General features: G+C 61.8%; 21 protein-coding genes. 8 read left to right on the top strand and 13 right to left on the bottom strand.

The genetic code is table 11. The annotated features are described in order from the left end of the window. Nucleotides 1-12 precede the first annotated feature (12 nt). Nucleotides 13-258: a hypothetical protein gene (locus tag NKI59_RS01805; protein WP_023720508.1), complete on the top strand. Its 246-nt coding sequence runs from the start codon at nucleotides 13-15 to the stop codon at nucleotides 256-258. A 120-nt stretch (nucleotides 259-378) separates the two neighbouring features. On the opposite strand, the gene NKI59_RS01800 is transcribed toward NKI59_RS01805, so the two are convergent. The 4 genes from NKI59_RS01800 to NKI59_RS01785 all read right to left on the bottom strand — a co-directional run bounded on the left by NKI59_RS01800 (nucleotide 379) and on the right by NKI59_RS01785 (nucleotide 5,799). Next, complete coding sequence (locus tag NKI59_RS01800) at nucleotides 379-870, bottom strand: DUF1772 domain-containing protein (protein WP_352449548.1); 492 nt, start codon at nucleotides 868-870, stop codon at nucleotides 379-381. Between the two features lie 99 nt (nucleotides 871-969). Beyond that, nucleotides 970-2,508 carry a SpoVR family protein gene (locus NKI59_RS01795; RefSeq protein ID WP_352701946.1) on the bottom strand — a complete coding sequence of 513 codons (1,539 nt, stop codon included), beginning with the start codon at nucleotides 2,506-2,508 and terminating at the stop codon, nucleotides 970-972. Then, a complete protein-coding gene (locus tag NKI59_RS01790) occupies nucleotides 2,508-3,830 on the bottom strand; it encodes a YeaH/YhbH family protein (RefSeq protein WP_352449546.1) in 1,323 nt (440 codons plus the stop codon). Before NKI59_RS01790 ends, NKI59_RS01795 begins: the two co-directional genes overlap by 1 nt. A 19-nt stretch (nucleotides 3,831-3,849) precedes the next feature. Further along, nucleotides 3,850-5,799 carry a PrkA family serine protein kinase gene (locus tag NKI59_RS01785; protein ID WP_352449545.1) on the bottom strand — a complete coding sequence of 650 codons (1,950 nt, stop codon included), beginning with the start codon at nucleotides 5,797-5,799 and terminating at the stop codon, nucleotides 3,850-3,852. Between the two features lie 271 nt (nucleotides 5,800-6,070). Between NKI59_RS01785 and NKI59_RS01780 the strand changes: the two genes are divergently transcribed. Beyond that, nucleotides 6,071-6,232: a hypothetical protein gene (locus NKI59_RS01780; RefSeq protein WP_352449544.1), complete on the top strand. Its 162-nt coding sequence runs from the start codon at nucleotides 6,071-6,073 to the stop codon at nucleotides 6,230-6,232. A 16-nt stretch (nucleotides 6,233-6,248) separates the two neighbouring features. Here NKI59_RS01780 and ocd read toward each other — a convergent pair whose 3' ends face one another. Both ocd and rocF read right to left on the bottom strand, forming a co-directional pair. After that, entirely contained in the window at nucleotides 6,249-7,316 is a 1,068-nt protein-coding gene (ocd, locus tag NKI59_RS01775) for an ornithine cyclodeaminase (RefSeq protein WP_352571844.1), read from the bottom strand. A 3-nt stretch (nucleotides 7,317-7,319) separates the two neighbouring features. Then, entirely contained in the window at nucleotides 7,320-8,240 is a 921-nt protein-coding gene (gene rocF / locus NKI59_RS01770; RefSeq protein WP_352457836.1) for an arginase, read from the bottom strand. A gap of 129 nt (nucleotides 8,241-8,369) precedes the next feature. Here rocF and NKI59_RS01765 point away from each other — a divergent pair, with 129 nt between their 5' ends. Then, nucleotides 8,370-8,807, top strand: a complete 438-nt coding sequence (locus tag NKI59_RS01765; protein ID WP_352449541.1) for an Lrp/AsnC family transcriptional regulator — start codon at nucleotides 8,370-8,372, stop codon at nucleotides 8,805-8,807. A 200-nt stretch (nucleotides 8,808-9,007) separates the two neighbouring features. Beyond that, nucleotides 9,008-9,331 carry a hypothetical protein gene (locus NKI59_RS01760; protein WP_352449540.1) on the top strand — a complete coding sequence of 108 codons (324 nt, stop codon included), beginning with the start codon at nucleotides 9,008-9,010 and terminating at the stop codon, nucleotides 9,329-9,331. 39 nt (nucleotides 9,332-9,370) lie between these two features. On the opposite strand, the gene NKI59_RS01755 is transcribed toward NKI59_RS01760, so the two are convergent. The 3 genes from NKI59_RS01755 to NKI59_RS01745 form a co-directional block, all read right to left on the bottom strand. Continuing rightward, nucleotides 9,371-9,586, bottom strand: coding sequence for a hypothetical protein (locus NKI59_RS01755; protein WP_352449539.1), 216 nt, complete (start codon nucleotides 9,584-9,586; stop codon nucleotides 9,371-9,373). After that, nucleotides 9,537-9,977, bottom strand: a complete 441-nt coding sequence (locus NKI59_RS01750; RefSeq protein WP_352701942.1) for a SpoIIAA family protein — start codon at nucleotides 9,975-9,977, stop codon at nucleotides 9,537-9,539. The genes NKI59_RS01755 and NKI59_RS01750 overlap by 50 nt, the downstream gene beginning before the upstream one ends. Before the next feature lie 90 nt (nucleotides 9,978-10,067). Beyond that, nucleotides 10,068-11,249, bottom strand: coding sequence for a DUF3182 family protein (locus tag NKI59_RS01745; protein WP_352701940.1), 1,182 nt, complete (start codon nucleotides 11,247-11,249; stop codon nucleotides 10,068-10,070). Nucleotides 11,250-11,429: 180 nt separating this feature from the next. Here NKI59_RS01745 and NKI59_RS01740 point away from each other — a divergent pair, with 180 nt between their 5' ends. After that, nucleotides 11,430-11,897 carry a YbhB/YbcL family Raf kinase inhibitor-like protein gene (locus NKI59_RS01740; RefSeq protein WP_352701938.1) on the top strand — a complete coding sequence of 156 codons (468 nt, stop codon included), beginning with the start codon at nucleotides 11,430-11,432 and terminating at the stop codon, nucleotides 11,895-11,897. A gap of 153 nt (nucleotides 11,898-12,050) precedes the next feature. On the opposite strand, the gene cyoD is transcribed toward NKI59_RS01740, so the two are convergent. The 4 genes from cyoD to cyoA are packed head-to-tail and all read right to left on the bottom strand — an operon-like array spanning nucleotide 12,051 to nucleotide 16,055. Next, the gene (gene cyoD, locus NKI59_RS01735; protein ID WP_352449536.1) at nucleotides 12,051-12,479 is read right to left on the bottom strand and encodes a cytochrome o ubiquinol oxidase subunit IV; all 429 of its coding nucleotides are present in this window, start codon (nucleotides 12,477-12,479) and stop codon (nucleotides 12,051-12,053) included. Beyond that, nucleotides 12,476-13,126, bottom strand: a complete 651-nt coding sequence (gene cyoC, locus NKI59_RS01730; RefSeq protein ID WP_352455884.1) for a cytochrome o ubiquinol oxidase subunit III — start codon at nucleotides 13,124-13,126, stop codon at nucleotides 12,476-12,478. Before cyoC ends, cyoD begins: the two co-directional genes overlap by 4 nt. Continuing rightward, on the bottom strand, nucleotides 13,123-15,129 hold the full coding sequence (locus tag NKI59_RS01725) for a cbb3-type cytochrome c oxidase subunit I (RefSeq protein ID WP_352701935.1): 2,007 nt from the start codon (nucleotides 15,127-15,129) through the stop codon (nucleotides 13,123-13,125). Before NKI59_RS01725 ends, cyoC begins: the two co-directional genes overlap by 4 nt. Nucleotides 15,130-15,131: 2 nt before the next feature. Beyond that, nucleotides 15,132-16,055 carry a ubiquinol oxidase subunit II gene (gene cyoA / locus NKI59_RS01720; protein ID WP_352701933.1) on the bottom strand — a complete coding sequence of 308 codons (924 nt, stop codon included), beginning with the start codon at nucleotides 16,053-16,055 and terminating at the stop codon, nucleotides 15,132-15,134. Nucleotides 16,056-16,658: 603 nt separating this feature from the next. Between cyoA and NKI59_RS01715 the strand changes: the two genes are divergently transcribed. From NKI59_RS01715 to NKI59_RS01705, 3 genes are read left to right on the top strand one after another with little or no spacing between them, the layout of a single operon-like run. After that, nucleotides 16,659-17,801 (top strand): extracellular solute-binding protein, encoded by a 1,143-nt coding sequence (locus NKI59_RS01715; RefSeq protein WP_352701930.1) that lies wholly within the window; start codon nucleotides 16,659-16,661, stop codon nucleotides 17,799-17,801. Then, a complete protein-coding gene (locus NKI59_RS01710; RefSeq protein WP_352449531.1) occupies nucleotides 17,801-18,652 on the top strand; it encodes an IclR family transcriptional regulator in 852 nt (283 codons plus the stop codon). The genes NKI59_RS01715 and NKI59_RS01710 overlap by 1 nt, the downstream gene beginning before the upstream one ends. A 23-nt stretch (nucleotides 18,653-18,675) precedes the next feature. Then, nucleotides 18,676-19,707, top strand: coding sequence for a sugar ABC transporter substrate-binding protein (locus NKI59_RS01705; RefSeq protein ID WP_352701927.1), 1,032 nt, complete (start codon nucleotides 18,676-18,678; stop codon nucleotides 19,705-19,707). The last annotated feature ends 96 nt before the right edge of the window (nucleotides 19,708-19,803 follow it).

The following is a 19,803-nucleotide window of genomic DNA, read 5'->3' as shown; positions in this document are numbered from 1 at the left end:
AGGAGGTCACCGATGGCCGGAAAAAAGACTCATGAGCAGCAATTGCGCATTATCGAAGAGCGCGAGAACACGAAAAACGCCGGCAAGGATTTCGACGCGGAAGCGGATTTGAAAAAGACCAGGCAAGAGCGCGAGGCGTTCCGGCGCGGTGCCGAGCTCAGATCGGACCCGAAGGACATTGCCGATCCCGACGACCGCAACATCATCCGCGGCGAGCACCAGGAAAGCGCCCACAACAAGCATCGCGCCGACCGCTGAAATGGCAGGATCGCTTGACGTTAAGACAATACGGCCGCCGGGTCCGTTCTCTGATCTGACGGATGCAGCGTTCGTAGCCGCAAATTGGCGGACGAGGGCGCCGTCTTGATCTCCTCGGCGCTATTCGGCAAAAAATGTCGCGGCGATAGCAATTGAGACGAGGCTCAGCATCGCCAGGCCTGCCCTGGCGACATGCGAAGCCTCCCAGACGTTGCGCAAGTCTCTCCAGTCGCCGGTCTGCTTTCGAGAGAACATTGAAAAAAACGTCGCGGCTGATTGCGGCATGGCAACGTCTTGCACCCAGAAATTATTGACGGGATGCGTGATCAACCAATAGGTCGCATGTTCCGCCAGCAGGAAGGCAAGCGCCGCCAGGGTCCACCAGAATCGAGCGCTTGGATAAGGCGTCAGGTAGAGCAGGATGGCGAGGGCAATGATGCCGCCGATTTCGGCGAAGCCGCCGATCGTGAAGCCGGGATAATAGATCGCCTGCACTGATTTGTAGGTGGCCTCCTTGAGGCGCAACTTGCCGGGCAATTCCAGTGCGTGCGCGAGCGAGAGCGCCATCGAGACGGCGACCAGAAGAAGGGTGGCGATCATCAATGCGCGCATGCTCCTGCTCCCGACCATGTCAAGGTGCGCGCGTAGATAGGGTCGTTGGTGATCCGGAAAAGGCAACGACACCCGACTTCGCCGGCAAGTCCGGTTCGGTCATTCCCCGATCTGGCTGGTCGACCGTTCGTGGACTGTGGCGCCGGTCTGCGCGTCGACCGCGGCCATGCTGACCTCGTAGCCCCAGAGCTTGCGGATATGGCGCAGCGTGGCGTCGCGGCTGCCGCCTTCCAGCACTATGCCGTCCTTGACCTTATGCTGCAGGCGCAGATGCCGATCGCCGAGCAGGTCCACGTCCACCACCTGGATGTCCGGCCGGCTGGCGCCGATGTCGTAGCTGTGGGCGAGTGCGGCGCGGATGCTCTCGTAGCCGCGCTCATTGTGTATCGAGGCGACTTCGTAGTGCGGATCGTTGGCCGCATCGGCAAGCACAAAGAACCGCCATTTCCGGATCAGGGTAGGGCTCAGATACTGGCGGATGAAGGACTCGTCGCGATGGTTGGCCCAGGCGTCCAGCAGGGTCTGGCGCCAGTCGCCATTGCCGGCGATATCGGGAAACCAGTCGCGGTCCTCGGCGGTCGGCGCGGTCGAGATGCGCTGGATATCCTGCATCATGTCGAGGCCCAGCGCGTAAGGGTTGATGCCGGAAAAGCGCGGATCGTCGAAGCCCGGCTGGAAGATCACGTTCGAATGGTTGCGCAGCACTTCCAGCATGGCGCCTTCGCCGATCAGGCCGCGGTCGAACAAAAGGTTCATCAGCGTGTAATGCACGAAGGTGGCGCAGCCCTCGTTCATCACCTGCGTTTGGCGCTGCGGATAGAAATACTGCGCGATGACGCGGACAATCCGGATGACCTCACGCTGCCAGGGTTCCAGGATCAGGCTGTTCTTCTCCAGGAAATAAAGCAGGTTTTCCTCGGGCAGCTTGAGCGATTTCTTGCGCTCCGCCATTGTATCCGTCTCGCGGGGCTTGGTGCCGTCCTTCGAAGGCGGCAGCGTGCGCCATAGGTCATTGTAGGAACGCTCCTCGTATTCCAGGCGCTCGCGAACGCCCTCGCGCTGCTTTTCCGACGACAGTTTCGGCGGCCGGTGATATCTGAACACGCCCTGTTCCATCAGCGCATGTGCGGCATCGAGGATCTCTTCCACCGCATCGACGCCATGCCGCTCCTCGCAGCGGGCAATGTAGCCCTTGGCGAAGTCGAGATAGCTGAGGATGGCGCTGGCATCCGTCCACTGCTGGAACAGATAATTGTTCTTGAAGAAATGGTTATGGCCGAGTGCCGCGTGCGCTGTCACCAGGGCCTGCAGAGCCATGGTGTTTTCCTCCATCAGATAGACGATGCAGGGATTGGAATTGATGACGAGTTCATAGGCCAGCCCCCGTCCGCCTTTGCGATAGAGCAATTCCTGGTAGAGGTAGTGCTTGCCGAACGACCAGTGCCGGTACATCAGCGGCATGCCGACAGAGGAATAGGCGTCGAGCATCTGTTCTGAGGAGATGATCTCCATCTGCACCGGATAGACGTCGAGGTGGAGCTCTTCCGTAGCGACCGCCTCGATGGTCTCGTAGGCACGCGACAGCGTCCTGAAATCCCAGTCGGAACCGGAAAACAGCAACCCGGATTTGCTCGCCATCAGCCCCCTCTTTCAGCGCTCTTTTGATAACCCGGCTGTCTGGCGAAGAGCTGGCGGAAAACCGGGTAGATGTCGGCCGCCGTGGCGATGCGGCTCATCTGGAAGTTCGACCATCTCAGCTTGACCGCACTGTAGGCACGCCACAGCGACGTGCCGTTGTCGGTGGCGCCGAAGATGTGGCTCTCACGCTCGTCGAGGATCTCGACATAGGCGAAATACTGGCAAAGCCGCATGATCTGTTCGTCGAGAAGGGTGATGCAGCGCTCCGAATCGGTGACGAAATTGTCGCCGTCCGAGGCCTGGGCGACATAGATGTTCCATTCGCGGCTGGGATAGCGTTGCTCGACGATGCGGTGCATCTCCTCGAGCGCCGTGGAAACCACCGTGCCGCCGCTCTGAGTGTTGTAGAAGAAGGTTTCCTCGTCCACCTCCTGCGCCTCGTGCGTGTGGCGAATGAAGACCACCTCGGTGCGGTCATAGCGCCGTTTCAGGAACAGGTGCAGCAGCACGAAAAAGCGCTTGGCCAGATCTTTCTCGCGTTCGCCCATCGAACCGGACACGTCCATCAGGCAGAACATCACCGCATTGGCGTTCGGCACCGGCTGGGCGTCGAAGCGGTTGAAGCGGATATCGACCGGATCGACAAAGGCGATCCGCTTGCGGCGGCGCTCCAGCCGCTCAAGCTCTTCCTGCAGCGCCACGATGCGCTGCCGCATCTCGGCGTTTTGCGGCTTCGCCTCCAGCGTCGCGATCTCCTGCGCGACAGCGTCGACCGCCTCCTGCTTGGGGCGCCTGAGCGCTATGCGGCGGCCATGGCTGTTGCGCATCGTGCGTCCGACATTGATGTTGGTCGGCGAGCCGGTCGCGGCGAAGCCGGCCCGGCGCGGCTTGAAGGCGAGGATCTCCTTGAGGTTGAGCTTGACCATATCAGGCAGTTCGAGGTCTTCGAAAAAGAGGTCGAGCACCTCCTCGCGCGACAGCACGAAACGGAAATCGTCCTCCGATTCGGTTCTCCCCGGGGCGGATCCCATGCCGCCGCCCTGGCCGGGTTTAGGCAGCCGGTCGCCTGGGGCAAAATGCTTGTTGCCGGGCAGGACGTGCTGGCGGCTGCCGCTGTTCCGGGCATCCTTGAAGCTCGGCTCGCCGGTGCCTCGCGCCGGCATCGAAACGGCATGCTCGGCGTCCACGTCGGCGATCTTGCCGGTGCGGATCTGATCGCGGATGGTGCGCTTCAACTCTTCGCGCGCCCGCCGCAGGAAACGCTGCCGGTTGCCGAGGCTTTTGTCCTTCGGGTTCAGTCGGCGATCGATGAAGATCGGCATATGTTACCCCGGGCTGGCTTCAACCCGCCTTGTTCACCCGCATGTACCAGTCCACCAGCCGGCGGACCTGGCGCTCGGTGTAGCCGCGCTGGATCATCCGCTGCACGAATTCGGTATGCCGCTTCTCCGTCACGCTGTCCTGCTTGGAGCCGAAGCTGATCACCGGCAGCAGATCTTCGACCTGCCCGAACATCCGCTTCTCGATGACTTCGCGCAGCTTTTCGTAGCTTGTCCATGATGGGTTGCGGCCGTGGTTTCTGGCCCGCGCGCGCAGCGTGAACTTCACCACTTCGTTGCGGAAGTCCTTGGGATTGGCGATGCCGGCCGGCTTTTCGACCTGCGACAGTTCGTTGTCCAGAACCTCGCGATTGAGGATCTGGCCGGTATCGGTATCCTTGTAGTCCTGATCCTCGATCCAGGCATCGGCATAGGCGATGTAGCGGTCGAACAGGTTCTGGCCGTATTCGCTATAGGATTCCAAATAAGCCTTCTGGATCTCGTGGCCGATGAACTCGGCATAGCGGGTCGCCAGCTCCGACTTTATGAAATCGAGATAGTCCGCCTCTGTTTCCTTCGGGAACTGCTCGCGCTTGATCGCCTCTTCCAGGATGTACATCAGATGCACCGGATCGGCGGCCACCTCTTCGGTGTCGTAGTTGAAGGTCTGCGACAGGATCTTGAAGGCGAAGCGGGTGCTGACGCCGGTCATGCCTTCATCGACACCGGCCGCGTTTCGGTACTCCTGGACCGACTTCGCCTTGGGATCGGTTTCCTTGAGGTTCTCGCCGTCATAGACGCGCATCTTGGTGTAGAGCGGCGAATTGTCGTGTTCGGCCAGGCGGGTCGAAACGGTGAACCGGCTGAGGATATCGAGCACTTCCGGAGCGCAGGGGCTGTTAGCCAATTCGCTTTCGCGCAACAGCTTCTCGTAGATCTGCCGCTCTTCGGTGACCCGCAGGCAATACGGCACCTTGACCACCAGGATACGGTCGAGGAACGCCTCGTTGTTCTTGTTGTTCTTGAACTGCAGCCATTCCGATTCGTTGGAATGGGCAACGATGATGCCCTGATAGGGGAAAGCGCCGAAATTCTCGGTGCCGTTGTAGCTGCCTTCCTGGGTCGCGGTCAGCAGCGGATGCAGCACCTTGATCGGCGCCTTGAACATCTCGACGAATTCGAGCAGTCCTTGCGTGGTCCGGTTCAGCCCGCCGCTATAGGAATAGGCATCCGGATCGGACTGGCTGAAGTTTTCCAGCTGCCTGATGTCGACCTTGCCGACTAGGGCCGAAACGTCCTGGTTGTTCTCATCGCCCGGCTCGGTCTTGGCGATGCCGATCTGGCGAAGCCTGGACGGCATCAGCTTGACGACGCTGAATTTGGAGATGTCGCCGGACAATTCGTCGAGGCGCTTGGCCGCCCAGGGCGAGATCAGGCCGTTCAGTCGCCGCCGGGCGATGCCGTATTTGTCCTCCAAAAGGTCGCCCATGCGATCGGGGTCGAACAGCCCGAGCGGCGATTCGAACACTGGGCTGACCTGGCCGCCGACCTTCAGCGTATAGATCGGACGCTGCTCCATCAGCCTTTTCAGCTGCTCCGCAAGCGAGGACTTGCCGCCGCCGACCGGGCCGAGGAGATAGAGTATCTGCTTGCGTTCCTCGAGCCCTTGCGAGGCATAGCGGAAATAACCGGCGATACGCTCGATCGTATCCTCCATACCGTAAAAGTCGGCGAAGGTCGGATAGATCTTGATCGTCCGGTTCGAAAAAATACGGCCAAGCCGCTCGTCCTTGCTGGTATCGACAAAGGTCGGCTCGCCAATCGCCTCGACCATCCGCTCGGGCGCCGAGGCGTACATCGACTTGTCCTCGCGGCAGGCAAGCAGATATTGCTGGAGGCTTATCTCCTCCTGCGCCGCATTCTTGTAAACCTCGGAAAACAGATCGAAGACGTCGGATTGATTCTCACGCATGGTATTCCTAGCCCCGGAGCCGGTGTGGCTGCACGTTTGTCTCTTGAACAACCAAATGTCGGAAAGCCCTTGTGGTTCCCTTCACTTTGCAGAGAGTGCCTGTGACCGAATGATAAGACTCTAGATAAGGGCATCCTGAGTGCAGACAAGGCGTGGAACGCCCCGCTCGAAGCATTAAATCCTGAATCGCGCCACGCCGTGCGGGCGACCTCCGATAAGACGGAGGAACGGTTCTGGTCCTTCCCGGTTGTGAAGGAAAGGAGACGGTTCGATGTTTGAGACTAGTTTGTGGTTGCTCGTTGTTGCAGGCGGTCCACTGCTGCTGGCAATCCTGATCGCCTACGCCCTGCTCACCCAGCGTCGTCGCAGCCCGGCGGAGCGCAGGGAAAGCGACCGCGCCACCGAGCGCCTGTACCAGGAAAAGAAGGACTGACCGACAGGATCGCAGCTCAGCTGCCGGCAACCGCCAGCCCGGCTACTTTTTCGGCGCGCAGCAGCATGCCGAACAGGTCACGCGGTTCATCGGGATCGGCCAGAAGGTCTAGTTCCTCGTAAAGGCCGGTCCGCTGAAGCTGATCGCGGACGTAGCGCAGCGCGGAAAAATCCTCGATCGCAAAGCCGACGGAATCAAACAGCGTGATCTGTCCGGCGTCCGTCCGGCCTGCTGCCTTTCCTGTCATCACCTGCCACAATTCGGTGATCGGATGGTCCGCATCGAGCTGCTGGCTCTCGCCTTCGATGCGCGTCTGCGGCGGATACTCGACGAAAATATTCGAGCGCAGCAGAATGTCGCGATGCAGCTCGGTCTTGCCCGGGCAGTCGCCGCCGACCGCGTTGATGTGCACGCCGGACCCGACCATGTTGTCGGTCAGGATTGTTGCCGACCGCTTGTCGGCGGTCACCGTGGTGATGATCTCTGCACCTTCGACGGCCTCCTGCGCCGACGCGCAGAGCTTGATGTCGAAACCCATGCCGGCAAGGTTCTTCATGCATTTGGTCGAGGCCGCCGGGTCGATATCGTAGAGGCGCAGCCTGTCGACGCCAAGCAGCGCCTTGAACGCAATCGCCTGGAATTCCGATTGCGCGCCATTGCCGATGATCGCCATGCACCGGGCGGCCTTGGGAGCGAGGTATTTCGCGGCAACCGCCGAGCTGGCCGCCGTTCGCAGGGCGGTCAGGATGGTCATTTCCGAAAGCAGCATCGGATAGCCGTTGCCTACATCGGCAAGCACGCCGAAAGCGGTCACGGTCTGACGGCCGTCACGCGTGTTCTTCGGATGCCCGTTGACATATTTGAAGCCGTAAAGCTGCCCGTCGCTGGTCGGCATCAGCTCGATGACGCCGTCAATGCTGTGCGAGGCGACGCGCGGCGTCTTGTCGAACAGCTCCCAACGCCTGAAATCCTCTTCGATATAGGCGGCGAGTTCGACCAGAAAACGCTCGATGCCGATGGCAAGCACCAGCTTCATCATGCGGTCGACGCTGACGAATGGAACGATGTTCAAATTGACGGTCATGGCTTAGAACCCCCTCGTCGGGCGATCCATGATCCGCCGGCCCATCAGGCTTGCGGTCAGGTCGACCAAAAGCGTGGCGGTGCGGCCGCGCTCGTCAAGAAAAGGGTTGAGCTCGACCAGGTCGAGACTGCTGACGAGGCCGCTGTCATGCAGCATTTCCATCGCCAGATGCGCCTCGCGGAAGGTGGCGCCGCCGGGAACGGTGGTGCCCACCGCCGGGGCGATCGACGGGTCGAGAAAATCGACATCGAGGCTGACATGGAGCATGCCGTTGGCGGCGCTCACCCGTTCGAGAAAGGCGCGAAGCAGTTGCGCGATGCCGTGCTCGTCGATCGAACGCATGTCGTGGACCGTCACGCCGGCTCTGCGCAATGCATCCCTTTCCGCCAGGTCCACGCTGCGGATCCCCAGCGCGCATATGCGAGCCGGCTCCACCTGCGCTGCAAGGCGGGGGAAATAGCCCTCGAAGCCGGGCTGCCCGCTGGCATAGGCAAGCGGCACGCCATGCAGATTGCCGCTGGTCGTCGTGTCGAGCGTATGAAAATCAGGGTGGGCGTCGAGCCACAGCACGAAGAGCGGCCGGCCGATGTCAGACGCCCGGCGGGCAATGCCGGCGAGCGTGCCGGCCGAAATGCTGTGGTCGCCGCCGAGAAAGATCGGCATCGCATCGGCGCTCGCGGCATAGGCCGTTTCGCTGATTGCCGCCGTCCAGGCCGCAATTTCCGGCAGCGCCTTTACCGCCGCGTTGCCGTGTACGACAGGACGCATGTCGGCAGGGACGATCGTTCCGAGGTCGGTCAACGTATGGCCGAGCTCGGTCAGTGCGCCGGCCAGGCCGGCCGTGCGCAGCGCACTCGGCCCCATCTCGCAGCCCATGCGGCCTGAGCCGGCCTGGATCGGCGCCCCAACGATCGTGCAATGCATTTGTCATACCCCGCCAATTACGATGCCTTTATTGAAGCCGGCATCGCTGGCAGAATGAACATGTCAAATTGGCAAATTTGTCGAAGTGCCTTACCATAGCGGCAGCATCTACTTCCGTTGTGAGCAATCATGGACCGCCTCGACGAGCAGATCATCACCTCTTTGCGGCACGACGCCCGGCGCAGCATTTCCGACCTTGCCGTTAGCCTGGGTGTCTCCCGGGCAACGGTAAGGTCCCGGATCGAGCGGCTTGAAAGAGACGGCGTCATCGTCGGCTACACCGTCATTCTGCGCGCCGACGCGGTCGATCAGCGCGTGCGTGGCATCATGATGATCGAGATCGAAGGCCACGCCGCCGATCGCGTCATTCGGGCGCTGGGCGGCTTCTCCGAGGTCTCGACCATCCACACCACCAATGGCCGGTGGGACCTGGTGATAGAACTCGGAACCCAGACCCTGAGCGAGTTCGACGCGGTGCTGAGACGTATCCGCCTGATCCCCGGAATTACCGGCAGCGAAACAAGCCTGCTCCTGGCAACGCCGCGCACCACCAAGGCGCGGCTGTGACCTTCGAGGAACCGCCTTGGACCTGTAGCGATAACGAAATCCGAAGCCACGGAACCTTCAATTGCCGCCGCGGTTAGAGCAATTCCGGGAAAAGTGTGAAACGGTTTTCCGTTCGGAATTGCGTCAAAACAAGAGAGATCGGTTCAGCGTTTCCCCCGATGAACCGTTCTAGGCTCGGACAGCTTCGAGGGAGAACAATCATGGCTCACGCCCAGCAGGAACTCGTCGAATTCGTTATCAGCAAAGCCTTCAATCCGGTCATGCGGGCCAAACCAGACGGAAAATCCGATGCCGAGCGCAAGACGCTCGAGCACGTCCAGCAAGCCACGAAGACCGAGATCGAGCGCTATCGCCATTACGGCTCGGCCGAGGAGGTCGCGACCAATTTCAAGCGCGACCTGAGCTCAGATGCCGCCAAAAAGTTGCACGCCCAACTGCGGCGCCTGCATCTGCCGACGATCGAGGATATTCGCGACGACTTTGAGGACAAAGCCCGCAAGCTCGGGGTCAAGGCCTCGTCGTAGATCCGCGACCGGTCCTCGGTGACGTCCGTCAGGCTGTCATCACAAACCGTCCTTGGTCGGAGGCCACCCTGACCGAACCGTCTCGGGGATGTTGTCCGACGTCAGATCGCCCCGATTGAGCTTTTCGATCGCTTCATCGGCTTCGCTTTCGTCGAGACCGGAAAGCGGCAACCCGCCGACCACGACGGCTTCGCCGCTCTCGCTGTCATAGACCTCCCAGAGGCCTTCTGAATCCTGTCGTTTGTCGAACGGCATGGCACTCCCCAACACCGCTATTGTACGCCTGCCACCCCATTTCAGGGGCCTGGGCTTTTTCGTCCTCCGGGAACACCCGCGCCTCGATTTGCGGAAACAGCGCGTCCGTCATTTCCGTAGCTGCCTTGATCCATTGCTTGTCGGAAATCACGGCGGCACGTTTGAAGCGGTGGAGCTCGCCAAGTTTGCTCAGCCCATACTGCAGGTCGCGCCGCAAGGCGCCAGCCGTCATGTCCTCGAAATCAGTAAGATCGGTCAGGACGCCGATGTCCTTATGGTCGCTCAGTTTCGCTTCGATTGCCGGGATGACTCTGTCGTAGTCGTCCGCCGTCACAGTGCCGGTGACACGAAAGGCGGCGACGTTCTGGGGAGCGGAAATCATCTCGATCATTTTTTCCTCCGGTTTCTGACTGGCTGGCTGCCTGAAACAAACTCGGGCCATTCGCGGATGTTCCCTGTCAAAGGCGTGTTTCACTTCGACCTAAAATGACGATCGGCCGGCTTCCCCGATCGGCCCTCGGATCGCCTGGGTGACGACGGTGTAACGCCTGATTTGGCCCTCCTCAGGGTCCTCTCCGTCGAAGTGGATTACTGCATTCAGCGGCAGCTGCGCGGTGTTGCCGAACTGCTTGACGGCGGAGACATGCACGATCTGCACGTCGGGGTCACGCGTCATGGCCTCCATTGCCGCAAGCTCGGCCGTGCTGCTGCCGCCGATCCGCCAGCTGGCTTCCAGCACTCCCGATCGCCAGATGCCCGAGGAATCGACACCTTGGCCGATGTCGTAGTTGCGCCGTGAGGCGAAAAATCCGGGATAGCCATCCATCGCCGCGTCGTAGGTCCTCGCCTGCGCCACAGCCAAACTTAGCGCCGGAGAAAGCTGCAGCCTGTCGAGCGCCTCCCATCCGCCGCGCACGACGACCAGATCGGATCCGCCGTAAACGGGCTGTCCGGCATTGTCGGCCGTCATCCGCTGCACGCCGTAATAGGCGACCGATGTTCCGTCGATCGCCGTTCTGCCAATGCTCAGCGTGACGATGTCGCGAAGCTCCGTTTCGAGAACAAGGCCGTATTCCCTCAGGTCGGAGGATGGATATCGATCCAGCAGCCTTTCGATATCGGCGACGGTCGCGGCGGTGTGCTGGTCGCGGCCCCGCGAAGCGCGCGGTGGCTTGAACCGGACCAGCCCGAGCTGCAGCAGACGTTCCGCTGCGCGCAGCGCGTCATCGCGTGAAAATGCGGTATAGCCGGGCAGTACGGCCGCGCCGACGGCTCTGCCGAAGCCGGCTGGCCATTCTTTTGGCCGTGCCGCCGACCCGTCCACCAGCTCGTGGGTTATGGCCTTGGTGGTTGCGAGGCGCCAGGGCACCACACCGCCGAAGAGGTCGTCCGGCCCGTTTATGCCCAGTTGGAGCGCATCGACGGCAAGCAGGCTGTCGTCCGGCACGAAATACAGTCGGCCACTGTCACCGCCGCCGTCACGCAGGCCCTGGCGGAAGGCAAAGCCCTTCAACGCCGCAATCGTGCGCGCAACGGCAGCGACGGTTTCCCGCTCGTGGGTATAGATTGTCTCGCCGCCCGGCACGGAGAATGCGACCACAACACCTTTCGCCCCGCTTGGTTGCTTACCGGTTAGCCCGGTCATGTCGCGCCCTTCGTCCATTGCCGAGCCTCTTGCCGCCATTCCGCGGCGATGCGTCCGAACCGAAAAACCCGCTTCCTCGGCGAATGTTCCGGCCAACGGCCGGCAATCCGGTTTGACCGGGTTTGACCGGGGCGGCGACCGGAACATCGGCGGCTCGTAGCTGTTTACGAGGGAATCTCAGACAGGGAGATGGAGACCATGGCTTTCACGCTCAAAAGCTCTGCCTTTGCCGATGGCGAAAAAATACCGCCGCGCTATTCCCGCGACGGCGGCAACGTCTCGCCGCCATTGGAGTGGACGGACGCGCCGCAAGGAACCAAAAGCTTCGTCCTGGCCGTCGAGGACCCCGACGCCCCTTCAGGCATGTTCCGTCATTGGGCGGTCTACGACATCGACGCACAGCGCAACTTTCTTCCCGAAGGCACGACCGCCGGCGCCAAGACCGAGAGCCTCGGACGCGGCGTCAATGATTTCGGCAATCCTCATTATGACGGTCCCCAGCCGCCGCCTGGGCATGGGCTCCACCATTACCATTTCCGGCTTCTTGCGCTCGACGTCGAGACGCTGCGTCTCGACGAAAAGGCTGCCGTCGAAGACGTGCTGAAACACGCCGCGCCGCACGTCGTGGGAGAGGCCGAGCTCGTCGGCACATTCGAACGGGCTTGAGACCGGAGCTCGCTGTCGCATGAACTGCGGCGAACGGCCGGAATAATCGCTAAAGCGCGTCGCGTTCGATCGGCCTCATGCGACGCGCTTTAGATTCTTGTTTTTACGCATGTCGTTATCACAAAACCGCTGCACACTTTTGCGCGACATGCATCAGCGGTTCATGTTCATGATCGCGTTCATCGGCATCAAATTGTTGTCGAGGTTGGCCATGATCCAGATCGAGCCGCCAATCACCAGAACTACGATCAGCACGCCGAAGGCAAGCGCTAGAGCGTTGTTGGTGTTGTCCGGCCCCGTCGTGATGTGCAGGAAGAAGACGAGATGCACGCCCATCTGGGCGATCGCAAGCACGACCAGCGCCACCGGAATGCCGGGTGCCCATATCAGGTTCGTTCCGAGCAACCAGAACGAGGCGATGGTCAACAGCGTTGCCAGCCCGAGGCCGATCACATAGCCGCGTAGCCCGGATCCGACTTCGGTGTCGCCGAGGTATTCGTCACCCGGCGCCGTATCGATGTCGTAGCGCTCCAGACCATCGGTGTCGCGCCGTTGCGCGTGGCGATCGTCCGCATTGCTCATCGACTTGCTCCCAGGAGATAGACCACCGTGAACAGGGCGACCCAGATGATGTCGAGGGCGTGCCAGAACAGGCTGAAGCACATGAAACGCCGAAGAATATCGTCGCGGAATCCCTTGGCGAAGATCTGCGCCATCATCGTGAGCAGCCACAGCAGCCCCGCCGTGACGTGAAGGCCATGGCATCCAACCAGCGTGAAGAACGCCGACAGGAAAGCGCTGCGCGTCGGTCCGGCACCGCTGGCAACCATATGCGCGAACTCGCGCAACTCGAGCAGGATGAAGGTGGCGCCGAGCACGAAGGTGACAGCCATCGCGACATAGAACCAGGAGCTTCGCCGCGCTGTCACGGCGAGGCTGGCGAGACCGCAGGTGAAGCTCGACAGCAGCAAAGCGGCCGTCTCGATCGCGACGTTGCGCAGGTCGAACAGCTCGGCTCCGCTTGGTCCGCCCGCCGTCTTGCCCGCCAGCACGGCATAGGCCGCGAAGAAGGCCGAGAACATCACGATGTCGCTCAGAAGGAAGATCCAGAAGCCGTAGCCAACGACGATCCGGATCGGTGCCGGGCCGCCGTCGCCGTGGCCGGGTGCATGGCCGTGCCCGCCATGGAGGCGGTAGGGGTCACGCTCTCGAACGTCGATCGCGGTCATGGCCTTGGCCCTGTGTAAGTGGCCAGCGCCTCGCGGCGGGCACTTCGGTTTGCGCGGTCGATCCGGGCGACTTCGGCGGCAGGAATCACGTATTCGGGGATGTCGCGCCACGCGAATACGACGAAGGTGGCCAAAGCACCGAGCGCGCCGAGCACCACCATCCACCAGATGTGCCAGATGAGGGCAAAACCCATCACGGTCGCAAAGAAGGCGCAGATGAACCCGGTGGGACTGTTGCGCGGCATCTCGATCGGCTCGTAGTCAGGCTCGTCGCGCAGCCGGTTTTGCTCGCGTGCCCGCTGCTTGATGCTCCAGTAGGCCTCTTCACCCTCGACATGCGGAAGCGCGGCGAAGTTGAAGACCGGCGGCGGCGAGGGCGTGGCCCATTCCAGCGAGCGGCCGTCCCAGGGATCTCCGGTGGCGTCGCGAAGCGCCGCGCGCTGCCGGATGCTGACGACGAGCTGTACGATCTGCGTGACCACGCCGGCGGTAGTGATTAACATGCCGACGCCGGCAGCCAGCACCCAGGGATACCATGCCGACACGTCGAAATGCTGCATTCGGCGGGTCATGCCGAGCAGGCCAACAGCGTAGAGCGGCACGAAAGTGACGTAGAAGCCGATCAGAGTCAGCCAGAAGGCCAGCTTGCCCCAGCCCTCGTGCAGCCGGAAACCGAATGCCTTAGGAAACCAGTAGGTATATCCCGCGAAGGCGCCGAACAGCACACCGCCGATAATGACGTTGTGGAAATGCGCCACCAGGAACAGGCTGTTGTGAAGCAGGAAATCGGCCGGCGGCACGGCCAGCAATACGCCCGTCATGCCGCCGATGACGAACGTCACCATAAAGCCCAGCGCCCACAGCATTGGCGTCGCGAAGCGGATGCGGCCGCCATACATGGTGAACATCCAGTTGTAGATCTTCACGCCGGTACCGACAGCAATGATGCTGGTGGCGATGCCGAACGCGGCGTTGACGTCGGCCCCGGCGCCCATGGTGAAGAAGTGGTGCAGCCACACCATGAAGGAGACGATGCAGATGAAGAGCGTCGCGGCCACCATCGACCGGTAGCCGAACAGCGGCTTGCTGGAGAAGGTGGAGATGACCTCCGAGAAGATGCCGAACGCCGGCAGGACGAGGATGTAGACCTCGGGATGGCCCCAGGCCCAGATCAGGTTCACGAACATCAGCATGTTGCCGCCGGCTTCATTGGTGAAGAAATGAAAGCCGAAATAGCGGTCGAGCGTCAGCATCGCGAGCGTGGCGGTGAGGATCGGGAAGGCGGCGACGATGAGCAGGCTGGCGGCAAGTGAGGTCCAGCAGAACATCGACATCCTGAGGTAACTCATGCCGGGCGACCGCATCTTCAGGATCGTGGTGACGAAATTGATCCCGGTGAGCAGCGTTCCGACGCCCGCTATCTGCACGGCCCACAGATAATAGTCGACGCCGACGCCCGGCGAATAGGCGGTCTCGCTGAGCGGCGGATAGGGCAGCCATCCGGTACGCGCGAATTCGCCGATCACCAGCGAGATGTTGACCAGCAGCGCACCGGTGGCGGTGAGCCAGAAACTCACCGAGTTGAGCGTCGGAAAGGCAACGTCTCGGACGCCGAGCTGCAGCGGCATGACCAGGTTCATCAGTCCGATGACGAACGGCATCGCCCCGAAAAAGATCATGATGGTGCCGTGGGCGGAAAAGACCTGGTTGAAGTGATCGGGCGGCAGATAGCCGGGCGCCTGGAAGGCGAGGGCTTGCTGGGATCGCATCATGACGGCGTCGCTGAAGCCGCGCAGCAGCATCAGCAGCGCCAGCAGCGTGTACATCACGCCGATCCGCTTGTGATCGACGCTGGTGATCCATTCGCGCCACAGATAGGGGAAATGGCCGGCCAGAAAGACCCAGGCCAGCACGCCGAGGATTGCCAGGGCGACGACCGCCGAGGCGATCATCGGCAGAGGCTGATCGAACGGAATGACGTCCCAGCTCAATTTTCCGAGCATTGTCAGCCTCCTGCCTTGGGCGATACGCTCGGCCCGGGGCGACCGGCCTGGGGGCCGGGCGCGGGCGGAACGCCCTGCGTCGCCATTTCATGAAAAAGGTCCGGCTCGACCGAGCGATAGGTCGAAGCCGGCACGTCCAGGCTCTGTCTGGCTAGTTCCTGGTAGCTGGCCTTGTCGAGTGCCTGTCCCTGGCTTCGCGCCGAATTGACGAACGCGTCGAAGGCATCCGCTGCGACTGCATGCAGCACGAATTGCATGCCTGGAAAACCGTCACCGCTGAAATGGGCCGACCGCCCATAAAATTCGCCCGGCTGATCCGCCTGCAGGTGAAGCTGCGTCGTCATGCCATTCATCGTATAGATCATGCCGCCAAGCTGAGGCACGAAGAACGCGTTCATGACGCTTGCCGAGGTAAGCGAGAAATGCACCGGCCTGCCCGCCGGCACCACGAGCTGGTTGATGCTCGCGACATTCTGCTCGGGGTAGATGAACAGCCATTTCCAGTCGAGCGAGACGACCTGCACCTCAAGCGGCTTTTGCTGCGAATCCAGCGGCTTCATTGGATCGAGGTCATGCGACCCGATCCAGATGATGCCGCTCAGAAACAGGATGACAAGGATGGGGATCGACCAGACCACCAGTTCGATGCGTCCGGAATAGGCCCATTCCGGCAGGTACCGCGCTCTTGTGTTGGTTTCCCGGAACCACCAGGCAAAGCCGAGCGTCGCCACGATCGTCGGGACGACGATGGCCAGCATGATAGCAACCGAATTGAGCAGGATCGTCCGCTGCGCCGCCCCCACCGGCCCTTGCGGATCGAGCACGCCGCCCTGGCAGCCGGCAAGCAGCCCGACCAGCAAAATCGTCGCGCCGAGGCAGCCAAGACGGATGGCGGCACAGTTTCGAACGATCACCCTCAGCAGCATGAGATCTCGCCGTTTCCTGAAACCCGATTGGAACGTTGCAGGCAGCGTGGCTGCCAACCCCGAATGTGCGCGCCGGTGTGCTCCTGGCGACAGTTTCTTCACGCACGCGGCTCCGGCTGGCAGAACCGCATCCCGTGGATGTCATCGTTAAGCGGTCGACCTGTCGAGAACCCCTCCAAATCCTAACAAACCAGAGCCAAATCCTGAAAAACCAGAGCCAAATCTTAAGAAACCAGCGACAGGACCCAGATCGAAGTTATCGCCAGAAACGTGGCGAATGCCAAGGCGGTAAACCGGTTCATGGCCGCGCCCACCGTTGGTCCATTTAGTCCGCTCCCCGCGACGTGGCTGCTGATTCCAGTGATGCTGCTCCAGACGGCTGCGCCAACCCGAACGAATGTTCGTCGTGAAAGTTCCAAAAAGCCAGATCCGTCGCAGCCTTTGGTTGCAGGCCGGCGGCATGCGATGCGCACCAGCGGCGGTTGGGCGGCTTCCCTGTAAACGAGCCTCGCTTTGCGTATGTAAAAACTACTTGTCTAGGTGAAAATAGTTGCTACTAATCGGCTGGGCCGGCGCATGGCCGCCTCTGGGAGGAATTTCGGCATGACAAGGCTGCGCGGTCTCGCGTGGGATCACCGACGCTGCTGGGGTCCGCTCGACGCCAGCATCGGGCCGTATTGTGCCGCCAATCCCGGTCTTGAGATCGAATGGGACCGCCGCAGCCTCTACGAGTTCGGCGAGGGCGCGCTTGGTCCGGTGCTCGGCGCCTATGATCTTGTCGTGTTCGACCATCCGTTCATCGGCGATATTGCCGAAGGCGGGCTGATGGTGCCGTTCGATTTGTCGGCCGAGCAGCGCCGCGGCTTCGAACGGGATTCGGTTGGCGCGTCCTGGCAATCCTACGCAAGGGACGGGCTTCAATGGGCGTTGCCGATCGATGCTGCCTGTCAAGTTGCCTCGTATCGCCCCGATCTGCTGGAGCGCTACGGACCGCTGCCGCGCAGCCATGACGAGGTGCTGGAGCTCGGCCGGCGCGCCTTGAAGGACGGCAAATGGCTTGGGCTGCCGTTGGTGCCGACTGACGCCATGTGTCTGCTTTTGACGCTGGGTGAGCCCCGGGAAGACGGCGACGAGTTCATCGCCGGGGAAAAAATCGAGCGGGCCGTCGGGCAATTGCGCCAGCTTGCGGCGCTGTCGCATCCGAACTCGCCGAAATGGAACCCGATCCGTTGCTACGATCACATGATCGCGCATGATGACGTGGTCTACGTGCCGTTCGCCTTCGGCTATGTGAACTACGCCTCTAAGGCAGACAGGCCGCATCTGCGCTTCGCCGACGTGCCGACGCCGCGATCCGCCGGCGCCTTGCTCGGCGGCGCCGGCATCGGCGTCAGCGCCCAATCGCAACACAAGCAAGCCGCCATCGACTACGCGCTGTTTCTGTGCTCGCCCGGCTATCAGCGCGGCGACTATGTGAAATCCGGCGGACAGCCGGGGTCGCTGGCGGCGTGGCAGGATACCGAGGTCAACGCTCTCTCGGGCGGCTTCTTCGCCTCGACGCTGGCGACGATCGAAGCCTCCTATCTGCGCCCGACCCATCCGGGCTTCATCAGCTTCTTCCGGCAATGCGCCCCTCATGCCGCGGCGGCGATCGCCGGCGAATTGCAGGCGGCCGAGCTCGCGGACCGGCTGAACCGGCTCTATCGCGAGACCATGGATGGCCAGCCGCAACGGAGCGTCGCGTAATGGCCGCCGATATTGCCCAGATCGTCGACGAAGGCGAAAGCGGCCGCAACGGCTATCGGGTGCCGGCGGTGGAGAAGGCGCTCGACATACTGGAATTCATGGCTGCCAGCGGCGAGCCGCTGACCCAAACCGAGATCGCCACCGGAATGGGGCGCTCCATTCACGAGATCTACCGCATCCTGCTGTTGCTGGAGAAGCGCGGCTACATTTTCCGGACGCAATCGGACCGCTTCCGCCTGTCGCTGAAGCTGTTCGAACTGGCGCATATGCATCCGCCGGTAAACCGCCTGGTCGAATGTGCGCTGCCGGTGATGCGCGGCCTCGCCGCCAATGCCGACCAGAGCTGCCATCTGGTCGTGCGCGAAGGCGAGAGCGCACTGGTCGTGCTGCAGATCGATTCGCCTTTGCCGATGCGTTATTCGGTTGCCCTTGGCTCGCATTTCCCGATCCTCGAAACGAGCTCCGGCGCGGTGCTGCTGGCGCATTCGAGCCGCGCCGAGCGCGACCGCATCGTCGAACGGATCGTCGCCGCAGGCGAAGGCCAAGGCAGCCGGGCGGAAATCGAAGCGCGGCTGAACGAGGTCGCAAGGCTCGGCTATGAAATGCGCGCCTCGCTGGCTGTCGAGGGCTGCACCAACATCTCGATGCCGGTGCGCGACCATACCGGCGCCGTCATTGCCGCGCTCACCGTCCCCTTCCTGCCGCAAAAGGCCGCCCGCTTCGATCGCAGCACCGTCTTCGAGCGGACGAAGGCGGCGGCCGAGACGATATCGGCGGCGCTGGGCGCGGGCGAAGCTGCCGCCTCTTCACGTGCCGACCCGGAACGGCGGGACTATCCGTTCAGCAACTGACAAGAAATACAGGGAGAAGAAACATGAACTGGTCCAAATCGATGCTGTTTGCCTCGGCGGCCGCGCTGGCGCTGAGCGCCGCCGCGGCATACGCCGAAAACATGCCGAAGCGCATCGGCTACGTCACCAACTACGCCACGCATGAGTGGTATCAGAACGTCATCAAGGGCATGCAGTCCCGCGCCAAGGAACTCGGTATCGAGCTCGAGGTGCAGGACGCCAATCTGGACGTTGCCAAGGAGGTCTCCGCCGCCGAAGATTTCATGGCCAAGGGCGTCGACGTCCTGATCATCACGCCCGTCAACGAGGAAGGCGTCGTGCCGCTGCTGCGCCAGGCGAAATCCAACAACGTTCCGGTCGTGCTCGAAGGCAATCCGGTTAAGGGCATGACCACAATGGTCGCGATCTGCGACTACGACACCGGCTACACCGCCGGCGTCGAAGCCGGCAAATACGCCAAGGAAAAGCTCGAAGGCAAAGCCAAGGTGATGAATGTCGGCCTGCCGCTGCTGTCCGCCACCGTGCTGCGGTCGCAGGGTTTCATGGATGGCCTCAAGACCATCATCCCCGACGCGGTCATGGTCCACGACCTCGACGGTGGCGGCAATCCCGATCGCGCGCTCGAGGTCTCTTCGGCGGCACTTGCCAAGAACGCCGACATCAACATCATCTACGGCATCAACGATTCCTCCTCGCTCGGCGGCCTTCAGGCCTGGAAAGCGGCCGGCAAGTCGCAGGACGGCCTGTTGACGGTCGGCACCGGCGGCGAAGGCCTCGCCTTCATCAATGCGATGCAGAACGAGCCGTCCTACCGAATCGAGGCCGCGATGTTCCCGGAAAAGGAAGGCTACACCGCCATCGATGCAGCGGTTAAGCTCTTCAACGGCGAAGAGGTGCCGGAACACATCGTCAGCCCCACCGCGCCGATGAACGGTGACGACTGGAAGAAGTTCTACGACTACGATGGCACCACACGCAAAATCAAATGGGATGCCGTCAATGCGCTTCAGCCACCGGAAAAATGCATGAAAACTTCCGCCGATCTGAAGAAGTAAGAATTCCGGGTAGCCCTTCCCGCACGGCGGGAAGGGCGGCGGATCGGATATGCCGAATGGCAAAACAGGGCAACCGTCCTGTTTTGGCCGGCAGTT

The organism is Mesorhizobium sp. M0598 (assembly GCF_040320865.1).
Taxonomy (GTDB): Bacteria; Pseudomonadota; Alphaproteobacteria; order Rhizobiales; family Rhizobiaceae; genus Mesorhizobium.
The sequence above is the reverse complement of the archived record's forward strand: the minus strand, read 5'-3'. Positions and strand labels throughout refer to the sequence as shown.